We start from the raw sequence: 16,825 nt of genomic DNA on the forward strand, positions 1-16,825 counted from the left end.
CCGATGCCTGATTCCGACGACCGCCCGTCACCCCGTTCCGCCGCCTCCGTTTCCCGCAATGACCAGGGGCACGATCCTGACGGGGCGGGACCGCCCTCCGCCGGCCGCGCTCTGGTCATCCTGCCGGTCCTGCCCACGCATGCCGACGATGGAAACGCCGCGGCGCGCCAGCCCGACGCGCGACTCTCCGAAGCGATTGCGCTTGCCCAGGCCATCCGCCTGGAGGTGCCGCACGCCGAAGTGATCCGCGTCGCCCGCCCCGATCCCGCCACTCTGTTCGGGCGCGGCACCGCCGAGCGGATCGGCGGGATGGTGGAAGCCTTTCACGCCGATCTGGTGGTGATCGATCATCCCTTGAGTCCGGTGCAGCAGCGCAACCTGGAACGCCGCTGCATGGCCAAGGTGATCGACCGCACCGGCCTGATCCTGGAGATCTTCGGGGAGCGCGCCCAGACCCGCGAGGGTCAGTTGCAGGTCGAGTTGGCGGCCCTGACCTACCAGCGCTCGCGGCTGGTGCGGTCCTGGACCCACCTGGAGCGGCAGCGCGGCGGCTTCGGCTTCCTGGGCGGCCCCGGCGAAAGCCAGCTCGAACTCGACCGCCGCCTGATCGCCGAGCGCATCACCCGCCTGAAGTCGGACCTGGAAGAGGTGCGGCGGACGCGCAAATTGCACCGCTCCGCCCGGCAGCGCGGCGGCACGCCGCTGGTTGCGCTGGTCGGCTACACCAACGCCGGCAAGTCGACGCTGTTCAACCGGCTGTCCGGCGCCAGCGTCACCGCCGAGGACATGCTGTTCGCCACGCTCGACCCCACGGTGCGTCGGATCGCCCTGTCCTCCGGCAAGACCATGGCGCTGTCGGACACGGTGGGCTTCGTGTCGGAACTGCCCACCCAACTCGTCGCCGCCTTCCGGGCGACGCTGGAGGAGGTGCAGGCCGCCGACCTGATCCTGCACGTCCGCGACGTCTCACATCCCGATGCGGCCGCGCAGAAGGCGGATGTGGACTCGGTGCTGGCGGATCTCGGGATCGACGCCGCCAACGACCCGCGGGTGGTGGAGGTGCTGAACAAGACCGACCAGATGCCGGCGACCGCCCGCGGAGCGCTCCACATGCGCCTCGCCAACCAGCGCATGATGGAGGGTGAGGAACGCGCCGTCGCCGTATCCGCCTTGACCGGTGAGGGCCTGGACGACTTGCTGGATCTGCTGGACCGGCGCATATCGGCTGGTCGGCAGGTGTTGGAACTGAGCGTGAACCTTGCGGACGGGCGCGCCCTGGCGTGGCTGTACGAGCATGGACAGGTGCTGGACCGCCGGGACGAGGATGGACAGGCCCATGTGCATGTCGCCCTGGCCCCCGCCGACGCCGCCCGCTTCGAAAGCCGGTTCGTCGGACAGGAAAGCCGCTGACGATACAACTTCCGCCTTTTGGCCCGCGCTTTCGGATGTTCGGAAACCACTGCCGCTCTCCTGCGTTGTGACGGACAGGCCGGTCCGTGACCCCGACCCGCCATGACCAGGAGGAGGCAGCCCCATGACCGAAAAGCCGGGCCAGGATCGGGCCGAGCGTGTTCGCCGCCGTGCCCACGACATCTGGGAGCGGGACGGCCGCCCCGACGGCCGGCATGACGAGCATTGGGCCCAGGCCGAAGCCGAGGTCGATGACGAAATCCGCGCCGAGCGGCAGAGCGCGGAAACGGAAAGCAGCGCCCCGGAAGCCCCGCCGAAACGGCGTTCCACGAAGGCGACCGACGCGAAGCCGGCCCCAGCGAAGCCGGCCCCCGCGAAGCCAAAGGCCACTCCCAAAGCCGCCCGGGGCGGCGGCACACGGGCGGCGGCTGAAAATCTTTCGGCGGTGGCCGCCGGACGGACGGAGCAGACCGGCACGACCAAGACCGGCGGCCAGATCTCCCGCGGCGGGGCGTCCAGCGGAAAGCCGGGCAAGGCGTCGCGCCGGGACGCGTCGCGCGGCTGAGGGGCGGGGCGCTCCCATTCCCGTTCTCCGCAAAGCACCTATGCCTCGCCAGCCGGAAAATGGGGCGGTTAAGGGAACGAGAGGTCTGGTTTCCGCCCTTCGGGATTGCTAGTGTTGCTGCCCCTGCGCATCCGCACGCAATGTTCGATCCCTGAGGTAGAGACATGCCGCATTATCGCTCCCGCACTTCCACGCACGGCCGCAACATGGCGGGCGCCCGCGGCCTGTGGCGCGCGACGGGCATGAAGGACGGCGATTTCGGCAAGCCGATCATCGCGATCGCCAACTCCTTCACCCAGTTCGTGCCGGGGCACGTCCACCTGAAGGATCTGGGCCAGCTCGTCGCCCGCGAGATCGAGAAGGCCGGCGGCGTCGCCAAGGAGTTCAACACCATCGCCGTGGACGACGGCATCGCCATGGGCCACGACGGCATGCTCTACAGCCTGCCGTCGCGCGAGCTGATCGCCGATGCGGTCGAATACATGGTGAACGCCCATTGCGCCGACGCGCTGGTGTGCATCTCCAACTGCGACAAGATCACCCCCGGCATGCTGATGGCGGCCATGCGGCTGAACATCCCGGCGGTCTTTGTGTCCGGCGGCCCGATGGAGGCCGGCAAGGTCAACTGGCGCGGCAAGACCAAGGCCGTCGACCTGATCGACGCCATGGTCGCCGCCGCCGACCCGACCGTGACCGACGAGGAAGCGGCGGTGATGGAACGCGGCTCCTGCCCGACCTGCGGCTCCTGCTCCGGCATGTTCACCGCCAATTCGATGAACTGCCTGACCGAGGCGCTGGGCCTTTCCCTGCCCGGCAACGGCACGATCCTGGCGACGCACGCCGACCGCAAGGAGCTGTTCCTCGCCGCCGGCCGCATGGCCGTCGAACTGTGCCGCCGCTGGTACCAGGAGGAGGACCCCACCGCCCTGCCCCGCGGCATCGCCACCTTCGAGGCGTTCGAGAACGCCATGACGCTCGACATCGCCATGGGCGGCTCCACCAACACGGTGCTGCACCTGCTGGCCGCCGCGCAGGAGGGTCAGGTGCCCTTCACCATGGACGACATCGATCGGCTGTCGCGCCGCGTCCCCAACGTCTGCAAGGTCGCCCCGGCGGTGTCCGACGTCCACATCGAGGACGTGCACAAGGCCGGCGGCATCTTCGGCATCCTGGGCGAGCTCGACCGCGGCGGGCTGCTGAACCGCGACGTCGCGACGGTCCACGCCAAGACGCTGGGCGATGCGCTGGACCGCTGGGACGTCAAGCGCACCCAGGACGAGGGCGTGCACACCATGTTCAAAGCCGCCCCCGGTGGCATCCCGACGACCATCGCCTTCAGCCAGGAGAAGCGCTGGCCCGAACTGGATCTCGACCGTGACAAGGGCGTCATCCGCTCCGTCGACAGCGCCTTCAGCAAGGACGGCGGCCTCGCCGTGCTGTTCGGCAACATCGCGGAGAAGGGCTGCATCGTGAAGACGGCGGGCGTCGACGCCTCCAACCTCGTCTTCGCCGGCCCGGCCCGCGTCTTCGAAAGCCAGGACGCGGCGGTCGAGGCCATCCTGGGCGACACGGTCAAGGCGGGCGACGTGGTGGTCATCCGTTACGAAGGCCCGCGCGGCGGTCCCGGCATGCAGGAGATGCTCTATCCGACGAGCTACCTGAAGTCGAAGGGGCTGGGCAAGGCCTGCGCCCTGGTTACCGACGGGCGCTTCTCCGGCGGCACGTCGGGCCTGTCGATCGGCCACGCTTCGCCGGAAGCGGCGCAGGGCGGCGCCATCGGTCTCGTCCAGGACGGCGACCGGATCGAGATCGACATCCCCAACCGCAAAATCAACCTCGCCCTATCCGACGAGGAGCTGCAGCGCCGCCGCGACGCCGAGAACGCCAAGGGCGCCGACGCCTGGAAGCCGGCCAACCGCAACCGCGTCGTCTCGCCGGCTCTGCGCGCCTACGCCGCCCTGACCACCAGCGCGGACCGCGGCGCGGTGCGCGACGTGTCGCAGGTCGAAGGCATCGCCGTGAAGCGCTGACACCGTACCGACGCCTCGACCGAAAGGTCCCAAAATCTTCCGGTTGAGGCCTTCGGAAAAGTTGCACAGGCGACATGCGGCAACGAACGGCGCAGCGGCAATCCGCAGCGCCGTTTCTTTTTTCGCAGCCGCGGTCCGTCGCTCAGGGTGACACCGGGGCGCCACCCGATGGGATCGCGTTCCGTCGCGCACTGGCGGATTTGACGGATGCCCTGCACCAGCCCGAGGAAGGCGTCGGTTCCGTCCTGGCCCTGACCGCAGCGGAAGGGGATACCGGTCGCCTGATCGCCGTGATTGCCCACAAGCCCCGTTGCCACCGGTTTCAGCGTTCTGCGTTGGACGCATCGCCGCACAAGGGTCGATAGCGCCTTTGCCGGACCAACGCGCTGACTTGCGCAACGCCCTGGCCTCGTCGTGAAGACACGCGACCAAGCGCCGGACGAACGTTACGAAGATCGAACTTAATTTGCCAAGCACCCGCATAAAAGTCGGTGCGTTCGCATACGAATCTCCATATCGTAGACGCTCTCTTCCACGGACGACCCGTCCGTTCCCCTCTTCCGAAACGGACGACCGCCGCATATGACCCTTGCCCAGCTCTCCCGATTGCGCGGGCATAAGGGTTTGGGGTTCATGTTCGCGCTGGCGGCCTTCGCCATCGCTCTGGTAGCGCGACTTGCCCTGGACGACCGGCTGCCGGCGGGTTTCCCCTTCCTGACCTTCTTCCCGGCGGTCATCGTCACCACTTTCCTGGCCGGGTTGTGGCCGGGCATCCTGACGGCGATTCTGAGCGGGCTGGCCTCCTGGTACTTTTTCCTCGGCACCAGCCAATCGCTCGACCTGAACCCCGGCAGCGCGCTGGCGCTGGGCTTCTTCGGGTTGGTCGTGGCGGTGGACATCGCCGTGATTCACATCATGAACGTGGCGCTGGAGCGGCTGGCGGAGGAGCGCAACCGCAGCGCCCGCCTGACACAGCAAACCCAGGTGATGTTCAGCGAGCTTCAGCACCGCGTCTCCAACAACCTTCAGCTCGCCTCCTCCCTGATCGCGATTCAGAAGTCCAAGGTCAGGGATCCCGAAGCCCGCCGCGCGCTGGAGGAGACCGCCGGACGGCTGTCCACGCTGGGCCGCCTGCACCGCCGGCTTCACGCTCCCCATGACGGGCCGATGGACATGGAGCCGTTCCTGCGCGAGCTATGCCAGGACATCCTCAAGACATCCGGGGCGGAGCGGGTCGACTGCACGGTCAGCGCCGCCGAGTCCGATCTGCCGCCGGACACCTTGATCCCTCTGGCCCTGATCCTCGCCGAGCTGGTCAGCAACGCACTGGAGCACGGCTTCCCCAACGGCGAGGCCGGACGGATCGGCGTCGACCTGCGGGCCGACGATGGGAAACTGGTGCTGACGGTGTGTGACGACGGGGCGGGCCTTCCCGATGGCTTCACCCTGACCCGCCCCTCCAGCCTCGGCTTGAAGATCGTCAGCTCGCTGGCCGCCCAGATCGGCGGAACCTTCAGCATGACCGGATCTCCCGGCCAGGGCACCACGGCCCGGCTCGTTCTTTCCCCGACCATGGTTTCTTGACCGGCGCCGGTGGACAGGGAAAGGCCATTCCGGCAAAAGTCGCCCATGCCCATCCTCCTCACCTCACCCGCATCGGCGGCTCCGGCAACCATGACGGCGCGTCGCGTCGGGGTCATCGACATGGCGCGCGGCGTGGCGCTGCTCGCCATGGCTCTCTATCACGGTTCCTGGGACCTGACCTATCTCGGGCTGGCCAACTTCGACCTGTTCGGCGATCCGCTCTGGCTGGCCGCGCGCACCGGCATCCTCGGCAGCTTTCTGATCCTGTCGGGCCTCAGCCTCGTCCTGGCGGCGGAAGATGGGATCGACCGGCGCCGCTTCCTGCGGCGCTTCGCCATGCTTGCCCTGGCCGCGGGCGGTGTGTCGGCGGTGTCGGTGGCGATGTTTCCGGACAGCCCGATCTTCTTCGGCGTGCTGCACCATATGGCGGTGGCGAGCCTGCTCGGCCTCGCTCTGCTGCGCCTTCCCTGGCCGGTGCTTCTGCTGCTCGGCGTGGCGGTGATCGCGCTGGGCGAGACGGTCGCCCTGCCGCTGTTCGACCAGCCTTGGCTGCGCTGGGTCGGGCTGATGACCTTCGAGCCGGAATCGAACGACTATGTGCCGCTCTTCCCCTGGTTCGGCGGCTTCCTGTTCGGGATGGCGCTGGGGCGCCTGTGGCGTCCCGGCCCGACGTTGGCTCCAGGCGGAATGGTCGGGCGTTGGTTCGCCTGGGCCGGACGGCACAGCCTGGCGGTTTATCTGCTGCACCAGCCCGTGCTGTTCGGCTTGCTGTCCTTGCTGGCGATGGGAATTGGTGCCGACCCGGCGGACATCCGCAGCTTCCAGACATCCTGCGTGGCGACCTGCACCAGCAGCGGCGGCGAGATGGAACGCTGCACCGCCACCTGCCGCTGCGTGTCCGACGATCTGAACCGGGCCGGCCTGTGGTCCGATTTCATCCACGATCGGCTGACCGCGGACAGCTCCCGCAAGGTCGATGGCGTTATTCAGAGCTGCGGCAATCGCTGACCCGATAACGTCGAGCGGGGGAAGCGCTAAGCCCGGCGCTTCCCAACCGTGTCGGCAACATAGGCGTCCCGATGGCCCATCGGCTTCGGGCCGCGCCCATCCTCTTCCGTCGTATCGCGGGCGGTCTGATGCTCGATCTCCGCGTTCAGCTCCGCCCCCATCAGGATGACGTAGGAGGTCAGGTTGAACCACAGCAACAGCACCACACCCGCCCCGACCGAGCCATAGGTCTGGTTGTAGCTTCCGAAGTTCGAGACGTAGACCGAGAAGCCCACCGACGCGACGATCCACAGCGTGGTGGCGACGGCCGAGCCCCAGGTCACCCAGCGCCATTTCGGCTGTCGCCGGTCCGGAGCGTAGCGGTAGAGCACGGCGAGCGCCAGCATGATGGCCACAGCCAGGATCGGCCAGCGCGCGAGGCTGGCGACCCAACCGATGGGGGTTTCCCGCAGGCCAAGGAAGTTGATGGCCGCTGGAACCGCCACGATCAGCGCCAGGGTCATGATCACGAACACCAGCCCGGCCAGCGTCAGCACCAGCGATAGGAAGGCGAGCCAGAGAAAGCCGCGCCGCTCCTCTTCCCCGTAGGCGATGTTCAGCGCGGTGATCAGCGAATTCGTGCCGCGCGACGCGCTCCACAGCGTCAGGGCGAGGCCGAACAGAACGCCGAAGCCCAAACCTTCACGCGGTGCCGACGCCACGTTGCGCGCCTGATCGCGCAGCACGTCCAGCGCCTCCGGAGGTAGCAGCCCGGCCAGTTGGCTGACCTGTTGCTCCACCCCCGCCGGGTCGAAGGCAAGGCCATACAGCGAGACCAACGCGGCGACCGCCGGGAAGATGGCGAACAGGGCGTAGTAGGCCACCCCCGCCGCCACGATGGAGATGTTGTCCTTCCCCTGCTCTTCCCAGGTGCGCCAGAGGATGTCCTTCCAACCCGCCTTCGGGATGTCGGAGGGCCGGGCCGCCGATCGCCCCCGCCCTCCCATCTCGACGCGCGGATACTGATTGCGGTGGCGACGGCTCAGCCCCAGCATGCCCCCTCCCTCACGCGACCGCTTCGCGCAACGCGCCGACACGGTGACGCACCGTCTCGATCTCATGGAAATGGGCGCCGACGATCACCGTCAGGTCCTCGGGCAGGTCATCGTGCAGGCTGTTGCGGAACAGCCCCAACGTCCCTTCCACGCCGCTCTCCAGCCCGCGGAGCAGCCCGCCGCGCGTCCGCGGACCACCCAGCTCCGTGTCCAGGTCACGCCAGACCGCGTGGACAGGAGCCTGCAGGTCACGGCCGCCACCACGGCGCACCAGTTCCGCCTCCAAGGCGGCGGCGCTGCGGTCGAACTGTGTGGCGACTTGGACCAGCCGTCCCTTCAGGTCAGGGTCGTTCAGAACCATGTCGGCCTGGCGGAATCCGGTGGCTCCCTGGCGACACGCCGCCACAAGAACGCTCAGCACGTCCTGGATCGCGCCGTCGGCGACCCGTCCCGCAGCAGTGCCCGAAACGGTCGGCTCGATCTCCGGTGTGCGTGAGACGGTCCAGGCGAACCACAGGGCGCCCGCAGCCACCAGAGCCAGCGGCCAGGGGTTGGAGCGGATGGCACGGGCCATCCGCGACGGGTTGCCCTCCACCACATCGCGCACCACCTCGATGACTCCACCCGACATCTGGCCGGGCGAGAGGCGGAACTCGATTTCGTCGAGCACCGCGTCCATGCGGCCTCGGATGGCGTGGATGTCCTGCTCGATCTCGTCCTTTCCACGCCGGCCGCGCGGCGATGCCGATGCGTCGGATGTGGGTGTGGCGTTCTCTGTATTGTCCGCCGCGACGCCGCCCATGGTGTCGGCATACGGATCGGTGGCTCGGTTCATGCCGGCAACTCCCCCTCTTGACGCTGCCGCCAAGCAACACCGGACGTCGGCGGAAGGTTCCGGCTTGCGGCCGGGGTGACACGAGGGATCACCCGTCCGATCTTTTTAAACAGGCGGCAACCGGGGGCGGTACCCCGAACCCTTGCAGACGGTCACGCAACGGTCCGTCAGAGCGCTAAATGATCGAGGGGAATGGTGATCCGGGTGGGATTCGAACCCACGGCCACATGATTAAAAGTCACGTGCTCTACCGACTGAGCTACCGGATCACAGAAGCATGCGGCCTGCTGCCGATGCGGGGCGCAACATAGGGGGCGGTGACGCCCCGGTCAACAGCGGGGTTGGGCGGAGCGCACAAAAATTTCGCCCTCCGCCGCGGCCCCGGCGCCGTCACTGTTTGAGCGTCTGCACCTGCTTGCTGGCGTCGCCGTTGCCCGCCTCCAGGGCGAAGCGCTCGGCCAGATGCTCAGCCACGCGGCCGCTGACGAAGCCGCGGATGTCGCCGCCCAGACGCCCGATCTCCTTCACGAAGCGGGAGGAGATGAACTGGCTCTTCTCCGAGGCCATCAGGAACATGGTTTCGATCTTCGGGTTCAGGCGGGCGTTCATCCCCGCCATCTGGAACTCGTACTCGAAGTCCGAGACCGCCCGCAGGCCGCGGATGATCACGGTGGCGTTCACCTCCACCGCGAAATGCATCAGCAGCGTGTCGAAGGCCCGCACCTCGATGCTGGCCCCGGCGTTGTTGAGGGCGGTCACGTCCTCCCGGACCATCGCCACCCGCTCGTCCGTTGAGAAGAGCGGGCCTTTGCCGGCGTTGCGGGCGACGCCGACGATCAGATGATCGACGAGACGCGACGCCCGCTGGATGATGTCCATGTGCCCGTTGGTGATCGGGTCGAAGGTGCCGGGATAGACACCGATGCGGCGCTTGGCCATGGGAGTACCTTCCGCCTCTTTTTATTCGATCGTATCACCGGGGGTATCGCCAGGAGCGGCGCCATCTGCCGACGTATCGTCCACGGGCGCGTCGTCCACGGAGGCCGTCCCGCCGCCGTTCGGATCGCCACCGTTGCCGTTGGTCCCGTTCCCGTTGGTGTCCTCATCCTCCGCGATGGAGGCGACGGACACCACGCGCTCGTCCGCACCGACGCGGAACAGCGTGACGCCCAGCGTCTTGCGTCCCGCGATGCGCACGTCGTGGATCGGCATGCGGATGACCTGACCGCCATTGGTGACCATCATCACCTGGTGCGAGTCCTCCACCGGGAAGGCCGCGACGATGGAGCCGTTGCGGTCGCCCATCTCCATGTTCCAGATGCCCTGGCCGCCACGGCCGGTCACCCGGTACTCGTAGGACGACGTCCGCTTGCCGTAGCCGCGCTCGGTCACGGTCAGCACATACTGTTCCAGGCCCTTCAGCTCCTCGTAGCGTTCGGGGCTGATCGTCACGGCCTCGGTCGGCACCTCGTCGGCCTCCGGCGCCGCCTCGCCTTCCATCTCGACGCCTTCCTCGCGCTTCATCTTCAGGAAGGCGGCGCGCTCTTCGGGCGAGGAGTCGACATGGTGAAGCGTGGTCATCGAGATGACCTCGTCGCCGTCGGAAAGACGGATGCCGCGCACACCGGTCGAGGTGCGGCCGGCGAAGACGCGCACGTCGGCGACCTCGAAGCGGATGCACTTGCCGCCGCCGGTCGCCAGCAGCACGTCGTCCGCCTCGGAGCAGGTGCGGACGGCGATCAGACGCTCGCCCTCCTCCTCCAGCTTCATGGCGATCAGGCCGTTGGAGCGGATGTTGGCGAAGTCCGACAGGCGGTTGCGCCGCACGTTGCCCTTCGACGTTGCGAAGACCACGTGCAGGTCCGCCCACACGGCCTCGTCCTCGGGCAGCGGCAGGACGGTGGTGATGGTCTCGCCATCGATCAGCGGCAGCAGGTTCACGAAGGCCTTGCCGCGCGCCTGCGGGTTGCCCAGCGGCAGGCGGTAGACCTTCAGCTTGTAGACCATGCCGCGCGACGAGAAGAGCAGCAGCGGCGTGTGGGTGTTGGCGACGAACAGGTCGCTGACCGCGTCCTCCGCCTTCATCGACATGCCCGACCGTCCCTTGCCGCCGCGCTTCTGCGCGCGGTAGGTGGACAGCGGCACGCGCTTCACGTAGCCGGACTGGCTGACCGTGACGACCATGTCCTCGCGCTGGATCAGGTCCTCGATGTCGGCCTCGAACTCCAGCTCCTGGATCTCGGTGCGGCGCGGAGTGCCGAACCGCTCCTTCATCTCCACCAGCTCGTCGCGCAGGATGCCCAGCAGCTTCGCGCGGTTGGCCAGAGTCTCCAGGTAATCGGCGATCTGGTCGGTCACGTCCGTCAGCTCGGCGCCGATCCGGTCGCGCTCCAGCCCGGTCAGGCGGTGCAGGCGCAGGTCGAGGATGGCGCGGGCCTGCTCTTCCGACAGGCGATAGGTGCCGGCCTCCGACACGCCGCGGCCCGGCTCGTCGATCAGCGCGATCAGCGGTGCGACGTCCAGCGCCGGCCATTCGCGCTCCATCATCTGCTCGCGCGCCCAGACGGGGTCCGGGGCGCTGCGGATCAGCGCGATCATGGCGTCCAGGTTGGCGACGGCGACGGCCAGACCGACCAAGGTGTGGGCACGCTCGCGCGCCTTGCCCAGCAGGAACTCGGTGCGCCGGGTGATGACCTGCTCGCGGAACCGGACGAAGGCGGCGATGATCTGCCGCAGGTTCATCAGCTCCGGCCGGCCGCCGTTCAGCGCCAGCATGTTGACGCCGAAGGACGTCTGCAGCTGGGTGTGGCGGAAGAGCTGGGCCAGCACCACGTCGGCCATGGCGTCGCGCTTCAGCTCAATCACCACGCGCACGCCGTCGCGATCCGATTCGTCGCGCAGGTCGGAGATGCCCTCGATCGTCTTGTCGTTGACGACCTCGCCGATGCGCTCCATCAGCTTGGACTTGTTGACCTGGTACGGGATCTCCGTCGCCACGATGGCGAAGCGGTCCTTGCGGATCTCCTCGATCTCGGTCTTGGCGCGGATGATGACGGAGCCGCGCCCGGTCATCAGGGCCGAGCGGACGCCCGACCGGCCGAGGATCATGCCACCCGTCGGGAAGTCCGGGCCGGGCACGAACTCCATCAGCTCTTCGTCGGTGATGTCGTTGTTGTCGATGTAGGCGCAGCAGGCGTCCACCACCTCACTCAGATTGTGGGTGGGGATGTTGGTCGCCATGCCGACGGCGATGCCGCCCGCGCCGTTGACCAGCAGATTCGGGAAGCGCGCCGGGACAACCGTGGGCTCCTTGCCCGAATCGTCGTAATTGGCCTGGAAATCGACGGTGTCCTTGTCGATGTCGTCGAGCAGCGCCTCCGCCGCCTTGGCCAGCCGCGCCTCGGTGTAGCGCATGGCCGCCGCCGGGTCGCCGTCCATCGAACCGAAGTTGCCCTGCCCGTCGATCAGCGGCAGGCGCATGGAGAAGCCCTGCGCCATGCGGACCATGGCGTCGTAGATCGCGCTGTCGCCGTGCGGATGGTATTTACCCATCACGTCGCCGACGATGCGCGCCGACTTCTTATAGGGCTTGGTCGAGTCGTACCCGCCCTCCTTCATCGCGTAGAGGATGCGGCGGTGCACCGGCTTCAGCCCGTCGCGGACGTCGGGCAGAGCGCGGCTCACGATCACGCTCATCGCGTAATCGAGATAGGACCGGCGCATCTCGTCTTCGATGGTGACCGGCGCGATGTCGGAGGCGGGAGGAAGGGGCGTCGTGCTCAAGGAGACAAACTCATTCTACGGGCTGCGGCGATGCTCGGTGTTCAACGCTTGCTGTTCAACGCTCAAGGTCAACACTTACGGTTCAACGGGGCACGTCCGCACGGCCCTTCGGGCCGCTGCATGTAATATAAGAATTCCTATCAGCTTTCGCATGTGCACACAACGCTCCGGCGTTCCCACGATTTCTGGCCTTTGCAGGTCAATGGCCTTCGGCCTTTGCAGGCCGAGGGCGGCTCAACAGCGCGAAGCGCAGCGAAAGGATGGTCACGGATACCACACTGGCGATCAAAATTCCCTCAAAAAGACCACGCGCCCCGCGGTCCAACCCGAAGGCGAGCAAGGCCGACACGGGAATCATCACCACCGCGTAGGAGATGAAGTGCAGCGCGGTGGGGACCCAGGCATCGCCGCGCCCGCGCAGCGCGTTCGCCATGACCACCTGCCCGCCATCCGCCACCAGAACCCAGGCGGTGAAGGCGATCAGCGGCGCCACCGCGGCGATCAGCTGGGGATCGGCGCTGTAGATGGCGGCCAGCGGCTCCGGCATCCAACGGTAGAGCACCCCGACTCCGGCCAGGATCAGGCTGGTGACGCCCAGCCCGGTCCAGCCGGCCAGCGCCATGTCCAGCGGGTCGCGCCGGCCATAGGCCACCCCCACCCGCACCGCCGTGGCCGAAGCCAGCCCGACCGCCGCCATGAAGGGCAGCGCCGTCAGGTTCAGCCCGACCGTGTAGGCGCCGAGCGCCAGCGGCGAGATCATCCCGGCGAACAGGCCCAGCGTGGCGAAGGCGCCGCTCTCCACGCCCAGGCTGACCCCGGCGGCGTAGCCGAGATGGCGCTGCTTGCGGCTGCCGCTCCACCAGTCGCGGACCGGGTCGCGCACCGCCCAACGCGCGTGGTCGCTCATGTGCCAGGCGTAGAAGACGAGGCCGAGCCCCATCCCCCAGCGCACCGCCGTGGTCGCCCAGGCCGAGCCGACCGCTCCCATGGCCGGGAAGCCGCCATGCCCCCACACCAGCATCCAGGCGAGCAGAGCGTTCAGGAGATTGCCGAGGATCATCGCCACCATGCCCGGTATGGGCCTCTTCAGCCCCTCCAGGAAGAAGCCGGTGGCAACGTACAGCATCATGCCCGGCATGCCGTAGCCGAGCACGGCCATCACCTGCCCGCCGCCCGCCGCCAGATCCGCCGACTGGCCGGTCAGGCGGAAGAAGGGCTCGCCGGCCAGCGAGGCCAGGGCGAAGAGGATGCCGAGCAGCAGCGCGTAGGGAATCGCCCGGCGCCAGATACGCCCGCATTCGGCGTCCTGGCCGGCGCCCAGGGCATGGGCGGTCACCGCCACCACGCCCATCATCAGCCCGACGCCGGTGGTGACCAGCAGATTGGCCGGCAGATGGGCCAGCCCGTAATAGGCCAGCTCCTGCGCGCTGTAGCGGCCCACGATGGCCGTATCCACCGCCATCATGACGACCAAGCCGGCGCGCGAGACGATGACGGGGGCGGCCAGCCGCAGCAGTTCGCCGGCGTGGGTGCGCAGACGGTCTGCCAGGAAAGGGGCGGGAATCGCGTGGTCGGGCATGATCGGGCAGTCGGTCGCTTGTGTGTCGGTCGTTTGTGTACGGTTGTCGCCGCCGGTGGCGGAACCGGCCATCTTGACCTTGCGGCGTACCACGTCAAGTGGCGGCTTATTGTCCTTCCGCCCTGTTGCAAATCCGCCGAATGGGCCGGAACCAACGCCCGCGGCAGCGCGTTGACGAAGCAACAGCATCCATTGAGGAGTTCGGGATCATGAGCCGCGCCATGCCGTTCCCCGTCCGCCAGATCGCTCTCGCCAGCTTCGTTCTGACCTTTGCCGCCCTGCTTGCCGGCTGCAACACGATCGAAGGGGCCGGGCAGGATGTCCAGGCCGGTGGCCGGGCCGTCGAACGCGCCGCCGAGTGACGCGCCCACCACACATTTCAACCACGGAAGAGACGCCCGCATGAGCGATCCCATGACGCCGGAACGGTCCACCCCAGGACACCCTACCGAGGTGCCGCCGCCGAGCAACCCGAACACCCCGCAGCCGGACCGTCCGACCACGCCGGACCCATACCCGGTGCCCGAGAACCCCGACACCCCTCCGGAAATGCCGCCGCCAGCGGATCAGCCGATCCCCGGCATGCCGTCGCCGACCCAGGCGTAGAGCGTCGGACACGGCGTTTGTTCGCAACAGGCAGTTTCAAGAAAGGCCGGTGCCGCAAGGCGCCGGCCTTTTTCATTTTCTGATTGTCAGTGTTTGGAAATCGAAGATTCGAATCTGGAAACAACACCGAAACACAAGAGCAACAAGACCCAAGGGGCCGTGGCAAAAATTGGCGCCGATGCGTTAAGTGTTTTTTTACCTTTCTCTCTTACCGACTTGATGTTAACGATTTGTTAATCATTGAGGAGAGGCAACCATGGCCAGGTTTTCGGGAACCAACGCCGCCGAACGCTATCTCGGCACCGACTCCGCTGACACGGTCTATGGCAATGGAGGGAATGATTCGCTTTCCGGAGGTCTCGGCAACGACATGCTGGATGGTGGGCTTGGGAACGACTGGCTGGGCGATCCCTACGCCGGCGATCCGGGCAATGACCGCATGTACGGGCGCCAGGGCGACGACCAGCTGTTCGGCGGGGCCGGCGACGACTGGCTGGATGGCGGGTCCAGCAACGACACGGTGAAGGGCGGGCGCGGCGACGACACGCTGGTCGGCGGAATCGGCGACGATTGGCTGATCGACACGCTGCGCGACGACGGGTCCGACGTCTTCCTGCCCGGAGCCGGCAACGACCACATGGTCAGCTATCGCGACAGCGCCACGGACATCTTCCGCTTCGACGTGGCGCCGGGCGGCTTCGGCACCGACGACATCAGCTATTTCGAAGCGGGGATCGACCGCATCGAGTTCCGCGGCTTCTCCGCCGCCGACCTGACCGTTTCCACCACCGCCACCAGCACGGCCTTCGGCTTCCGCGACGGGTCGTCGCTGTCCGTGGACTCGGTGGGGCTGGTGCCCGGCCGCGACTATGTCTTCACCTGACGGCAGCATCCTCACCTGAAGGAAGTACCGCGGGCATGAGGGACTGATGGCGCAAGGGGCGTGGCCGCCGCCGGCCGCGCCCTTTTCCGATCCTCCCTGCGACCCCTCTGCTCCGCTGCCGCGTTATAGCCTTGCCCACGCGACGGAGGAGCCACGCATGAACCATCGACGCTTCACCCCCCGCCCCGCCATCCGGCTGCTGGCCGTCTGCGCACTGGCAGCGCTCGGCGCCTGCGCGGAGACCGGCGCCACGCAACGTCCCATGGCGCAGATGTCGCCTTTGGAGTTGGTCGGGCTGACCGTGCAGTCCATTCCGGAAAACCGCATCATGGGAGCCGTGGAGGATGTCGTCCTCACCCCGGCTCGCGAGCCGGTCCAACTCGTGGTGGCGAGCGGTGCTCCGGTCCATCCTGTGAAGCGTCACGTGACGCTGGACTCCGGACAGCTGCGCTACTCGGAAGAGCGGCAGGCACTCGTCCTCACCGGGATGACGGCGGACGAGTTCGACGCCCTGTTCGCCACGCCAGCCGCAATGGCTCCGGCCCTGGCTCCCCTGCCCGGCAACCCGGCGGACGCCACCAATTGGAACCGCGCCACCGCCCCGCGCTGACACCGTCTTTGGCCAGACCGTGCGAAGAAGCTCCGATGACGGGGCGCAGGGTCTGGCCGACGCGCGGCGTCTCGGCCAGTCTCTAAAAACGCAGGCCGGCCGCGGGATTGTCGATCTGGTTCAGCGGGCAGCGGCAGGTCGGGCAGGAGATCTGGGAGAGGAGCGTGTTGCGCTGCTCCTCCGTCAGCGAGACGCCGGCCGCCTGCACCGCCTCGTCGATCATCCGGCGATGATAGGCGGTGGCGCCGCAGCCCTCGTCCAGCACACCCTTCAGATCATCGTTCGGGATCACGCGGAACGCCGCGGCGGGGCCGGACAGGGTCGCCGCGCCACCACCGACCGCGACGGCGGCAAGGGCACGCAGGATGTGACGGCGCTGGGGGGCCATGGCTGCTCCTGGATCACGACGGACGCTCGCCGTGAAATCTCGGGTGGCGGGCATCCCCCGTCAAGCCCGGCCTGCGCAGGTCATGCGAAGACAAGCCTGCGACCGGTGCCATAAGGGAGGGGGAACGACACCCCCCTCCCTCACGGTCATCCGGGTACTCAGAAAGGTTATGCACACCCAATGATTGTATTTTTTTATAAGAATTTGAATTTCAATGATGTCTTGGCGCCCCCACCCACAGCGTGATCGGATTCGTAAAGTTCAATGCCATTTCGGAATGAAAATCTTTACAATAGACGCTTGCGGCGGGGGGGGGGGTTTTTTTCCCCCCCCCCCCGCCCAAAAGGGGTGTCTTTTTTAAACTACCCCGCCCCCCCCAGCAAGGCCAGAGTTGGATTGCCGCTTCTTCTTTTTATAAAAAAAAAAAAATAACCTAGTAAAGATAGGCTACTTCACTGTGAGTCTTTTGAAATACATCATAGTCGTGGCATGTATATATCGAGTAGCAAT

The 16,825-nt window shown here is 67.2% G+C and carries 15 protein-coding genes and 1 tRNA gene; 9 read left to right on the forward strand and 7 right to left on the reverse strand.

The window, feature by feature from the left end; translation table 11 throughout:
* Positions 1-3: 3 nt before the first annotated feature.
* The 5 genes from hflX to DS837_RS12815 all read left to right on the forward strand — a co-directional run bounded on the left by hflX (position 4) and on the right by DS837_RS12815 (position 6,597).
* On the forward strand, positions 4-1,410 hold the full coding sequence (gene hflX / locus DS837_RS12795; protein WP_149165094.1) for a GTPase HflX: 1,407 nt from the start codon (positions 4-6) through the stop codon (positions 1,408-1,410).
* A 124-nt stretch (positions 1,411-1,534) separates the two neighbouring features.
* A complete protein-coding gene (locus tag DS837_RS12800) occupies positions 1,535-1,975 on the forward strand; it encodes a DUF2934 domain-containing protein (protein WP_149165095.1) in 441 nt (146 codons plus the stop codon).
* A gap of 164 nt (positions 1,976-2,139) precedes the next feature.
* Positions 2,140-4,005 carry a dihydroxy-acid dehydratase gene (gene ilvD, locus DS837_RS12805; protein WP_149165096.1) on the forward strand — a complete coding sequence of 622 codons (1,866 nt, stop codon included), beginning with the start codon at positions 2,140-2,142 and terminating at the stop codon, positions 4,003-4,005.
* Positions 4,006-4,638: 633 nt separating this feature from the next.
* Entirely contained in the window at positions 4,639-5,589 is a 951-nt protein-coding gene (locus DS837_RS12810; protein ID WP_149165097.1) for a sensor histidine kinase, read from the forward strand.
* 90 nt (positions 5,590-5,679) lie between these two features.
* Complete coding sequence (locus tag DS837_RS12815) at positions 5,680-6,597, forward strand: acetyltransferase domain-containing protein (protein WP_247889908.1); 918 nt, start codon at positions 5,680-5,682, stop codon at positions 6,595-6,597.
* A gap of 26 nt (positions 6,598-6,623) precedes the next feature.
* Here DS837_RS12815 and DS837_RS12820 read toward each other — a convergent pair whose 3' ends face one another.
* The 6 genes from DS837_RS12820 to DS837_RS12845 all read right to left on the reverse strand — a co-directional run bounded on the left by DS837_RS12820 (position 6,624) and on the right by DS837_RS12845 (position 13,900).
* Positions 6,624-7,631 (reverse strand): YihY/virulence factor BrkB family protein, encoded by a 1,008-nt coding sequence (locus DS837_RS12820; RefSeq protein ID WP_149165099.1) that lies wholly within the window; start codon positions 7,629-7,631, stop codon positions 6,624-6,626.
* Between the two features lie 10 nt (positions 7,632-7,641).
* A complete protein-coding gene (locus DS837_RS12825) occupies positions 7,642-8,466 on the reverse strand; it encodes a ferritin family protein (RefSeq protein ID WP_149165100.1) in 825 nt (274 codons plus the stop codon).
* A 193-nt stretch (positions 8,467-8,659) separates the two neighbouring features.
* A tRNA-Lys gene (locus DS837_RS12830) sits at positions 8,660-8,735 on the reverse strand.
* 121 nt (positions 8,736-8,856) lie between these two features.
* On the reverse strand, positions 8,857-9,405 hold the full coding sequence (gene coaD / locus DS837_RS12835; RefSeq protein ID WP_035675985.1) for a pantetheine-phosphate adenylyltransferase: 549 nt from the start codon (positions 9,403-9,405) through the stop codon (positions 8,857-8,859).
* A gap of 21 nt (positions 9,406-9,426) precedes the next feature.
* Entirely contained in the window at positions 9,427-12,249 is a 2,823-nt protein-coding gene (gyrA, locus tag DS837_RS12840) for a DNA gyrase subunit A (protein WP_149165101.1), read from the reverse strand.
* 199 nt (positions 12,250-12,448) lie between these two features.
* Positions 12,449-13,900, reverse strand: coding sequence for an MATE family efflux transporter (locus DS837_RS12845; RefSeq protein ID WP_149165102.1), 1,452 nt, complete (start codon positions 13,898-13,900; stop codon positions 12,449-12,451).
* Between the two features lie 137 nt (positions 13,901-14,037).
* Between DS837_RS12845 and DS837_RS12850 the strand changes: the two genes are divergently transcribed.
* The 4 genes from DS837_RS12850 to DS837_RS12865 all read left to right on the forward strand — a co-directional run bounded on the left by DS837_RS12850 (position 14,038) and on the right by DS837_RS12865 (position 15,927).
* Positions 14,038-14,190, forward strand: coding sequence for an entericidin A/B family lipoprotein (locus DS837_RS12850; RefSeq protein ID WP_109069550.1), 153 nt, complete (start codon positions 14,038-14,040; stop codon positions 14,188-14,190).
* Positions 14,191-14,230: 40 nt separating this feature from the next.
* On the forward strand, positions 14,231-14,434 hold the full coding sequence (locus DS837_RS12855) for a hypothetical protein (RefSeq protein WP_149165103.1): 204 nt from the start codon (positions 14,231-14,233) through the stop codon (positions 14,432-14,434).
* Positions 14,435-14,690: 256 nt separating this feature from the next.
* A complete protein-coding gene (locus tag DS837_RS12860) occupies positions 14,691-15,317 on the forward strand; it encodes a calcium-binding protein (RefSeq protein WP_149165104.1) in 627 nt (208 codons plus the stop codon).
* Positions 15,318-15,474: 157 nt separating this feature from the next.
* On the forward strand, positions 15,475-15,927 hold the full coding sequence (locus tag DS837_RS12865; protein ID WP_149165105.1) for a hypothetical protein: 453 nt from the start codon (positions 15,475-15,477) through the stop codon (positions 15,925-15,927).
* Between the two features lie 82 nt (positions 15,928-16,009).
* Here DS837_RS12865 and DS837_RS12870 read toward each other — a convergent pair whose 3' ends face one another.
* Positions 16,010-16,315, reverse strand: coding sequence for a hypothetical protein (locus DS837_RS12870; protein WP_014197265.1), 306 nt, complete (start codon positions 16,313-16,315; stop codon positions 16,010-16,012).
* Between the last annotated feature and the right edge of the window lie 510 nt (positions 16,316-16,825).

The sequence above is a fragment of the Azospirillum brasilense genome (assembly GCF_008365405.1).
GTDB classification, from domain to species: domain Bacteria; phylum Pseudomonadota; class Alphaproteobacteria; order Azospirillales; family Azospirillaceae; genus Azospirillum; species Azospirillum brasilense_D.